The organism is Frisingicoccus sp. (assembly GCA_016298055.1).
GTDB lineage: Bacteria > Bacillota > Clostridia > Lachnospirales > Lachnospiraceae > Frisingicoccus.
Window position 1 is genome coordinate 1 of record JAEDDO010000214.1, and the last position, 2,942, is coordinate 2,942.

General features: G+C 39.7%; 2 protein-coding genes. Both read right to left on the reverse strand.

What is annotated here, in order from left to right; all coding sequences use genetic code 11:
* Window positions 1-39: 39 nt before the first annotated feature.
* Entirely contained in the window at window positions 40-1,779 is a 1,740-nt protein-coding gene (locus tag QZZ35_RS10700) for an ABC-F family ATP-binding cassette domain-containing protein (protein WP_291237393.1), read from the reverse strand.
* Between the two features lie 14 nt (window positions 1,780-1,793).
* Window positions 1,794-2,942, reverse strand: a 1,149-nt coding sequence (locus QZZ35_RS10705) for an ATP-binding response regulator (protein ID WP_291237394.1), incomplete at its 5' end; no start/stop codon positions are given.

A 2,942-nucleotide genomic window follows, 5' to 3' on the forward strand; every position in this document is an offset into this window, starting at 1 on the left:
TTAAATTGATTTTAAAATCATGTCAAGGGTTTTTGAAAACTATATATGAAAATCTTCTGATTGCAACATCTCGCATAATTTTTTTGCTTCATCAATCTCATGTTTTTTCAGACAGGCATTGATACGAAGCTGAAGTTCTTTGCGTTTCTGTTCCTTTTCCACATAATTTTTCGGAAAATATTTCTCATAGACTTTTTGTCTGAAGGTACGCATCCGCACACGACGGATCGACTTTCCGTCAACAAGTAAGATATAATCTGCACAGTTCACAATGTTATAAAAATCATGGGACACCATCAAAACCGCACCTTTATATTCCGAAACAGCCTTTTCAAGTGCCAGCTGTGCATAAAGATCCAGATGACTGGAAGGTTCATCCAATAATAATAAACCGGCATTACTCCGCGCTATCTTTGCTATCTGAAGAAGATTCTGTTCCCCTCCGGATAATCCGGAAATCTTCTGATCCAGCATATCCGGATCGATACAATAATCTGAAAGATAAGCTTCCACCTGTTTTTCATTTTCAAAACCACAGGAAATAAATTCCTCACAAATACTGTTCTCTTCGTTCAGAACTTCTCCCTGATTCTGAGACAAAAAGCCGACTTCCACACCGTCTGCAATATGGATGGCCGGATTCTGTCTTTTGTAAATATCTCTTAAAAGGGTCGTCTTTCCGGTTCCGTTTGCACCCACGATTGCGATCTTCTCACCGGCATGCAGTTCAAAACTGACATTTTCCAATAAAGTTTCATTAAATGCTGCCTCATATCCATCAACAGAAAGCACGACATCTTCTGAATCCGCCAAAACCGTCGGCAAAATAATCTTCGGCTGACGAATATCGACAAAAGGTTCTTTGATCTGCCTTGCCTGAGCTCTTGCAAGCTGAGTTTTTTTTGCTTTTAACGCCCGGCCAAAGGATGCGATATCAATTTTCGTCGCTCGATCCGTCATTCGTTTGACCATCTTTTCCGTGCGCTCGATTTCTTCTCTGTCCTTCTCCGCCTGCTCCTGCAATTCGACCTTTTTCTCAAGAATTGAATTATTATATTCTATAAAATTTCCATCAAACTCCTGAATATCCCGATTTTCCAGATGAAGGATCTTGTCGAAACATGTATTTAAAAGGTATCTGTTATGAGTAACAACAAGCAGTGTACCATTATACGTGTTTATAAGATCTGCAAGACTTTTCAGATGGTCAAAGTCCAAAAAGGCATCCGGTTCGTCCATAATCAGAAGATTCGGCTGCATGATCATCTCTTTCATAATCTGAATCAGTTTAAATTCACCACTGCTCAGGCTGGAAAGAGGTGCATCCTCCTGATTCTGCAATTCAATCAATTTCAGGAGTTTTCGAATATTACTCTCATAACTATCCCCATCCATCGACTGAAATTCATCTAAAAGGTTCTGATATACTTCAAATAACGGCTCAATATCTTCCTCTGTGGCCATCCGGGCACAGATCTCTTCTGTTTTTTTCTGATTTTCAACAAACCGCTCACTTAAATACTCAAAGACCGTTGTTTTCTGAGCCTTTTCTGCTTTTGAAAACTGACTCACATATCCAATCCGGTGCAAACCTTCCCAAAGGATCTTTCCGTCATAGAGATACTTCTCCGTATTCATGAGCATGTCAACCAAAGTCGTCTTTCCGGTCCCGTTGCTTCCGATCAATGCACAATGCTGACCGTCCTCTAATGTAAATGAAACGTTTTTATATAATTCCTTTGCAGGAAAACTATAGGATAGTTTTTCTACTTGTATCATCGTTGATCTCCCTATTATTTAAAAATTTCTTCTAAAGCAGACAGCAGCATATCCACTTTAATCGGTTTAGCGATATGCCCGTTCATTCCCGCTTTATATGCATTGCGTCTGTCTTCCTCGAATGCATTCGCAGTCATGGCAACAATCGCAATTCCGGCCTTTTTCACATCTGAAAACTTTCGAATCGTCTGAGTTGCTTTATAGCCATCCATATTTGGCATCTGAATATCCATAAGAATCAGATCATAATATCCGGCCTCTGCCTTTTCCAGCATATCCACACAAATAATGCCGTCCGACGCATGTTCAACTTCAAATCCGGCCTCTTCAAGAATTGTCATCGCAATCTCAGCATTCAGTTCGTTATCTTCTGCGAGAAGAATGCGTTTTCCTCTGAAATGGCCGTCATCATATGCACACATTTTCTCCGCCAGATAATCTTCATCGCCATTCTCGGCGATTCGATGCGGCAAAGTTACTGTAAATTTGGTTCCTTTTCCAATCTTGCTTTCAACTTCAATGGTTCCATTCATCAGTTCGACAAGCTTCTTTACGATTGGCATTCCCAATCCGGTGCCGTTAACTCTGCTCTCTGTACTGGAACGTTCTCTTGTAAATTCCTCAAATATCTGAGTCAGGAACTCTTCTGACATACCAATGCCTGTATCTTCAATTTCCGTCCGATACATAACATACCCCGGTTTGTCCGATGCCATTTCGCTCAGCCTCATAGAAACTTTTCCGCCGGAAGGTGTGTACTTCAAAGCATTACTTAAAATATTAAGAAAAATCTCCCGAAGCTTTGTCTCGTCACAGATGACATTCACATGTTCAACATTGGCATATCGTGTAAAATCAATTCCCTTTTCTTTCATCTGAGAATTAAAGAGTGAATACAGCGAATCATTGAATACATATGCATTACAATATGTTTCATCTAAAGTTGTTTTTCCACTCTCTATTCTTGCCATTTCAAGAACATTATTGATAAGGGAAAGAAGAAAATCATTGGATGTCTGGATATTCTTTATATATTTTTTCGATAACTCTTTGTCATCCAGGTGTTTTTCAAGCAATTCGGTAAAACCGATGATCGCATTCATAGGTGTACGGATATCATGAGACATGTTAAATAAAAATGCCGATTTGGCAGCATTTGACGC

Bases quoted from the DNA above. Each gene is read 5' to 3' on its own strand.
- QZZ35_RS10700 (WP_291237393.1), bottom strand. From the start codon at position 1,779: ATGATACAAGTAGAAAAACTATCCTATAGTTTTCCTGCAAAGGAATTA.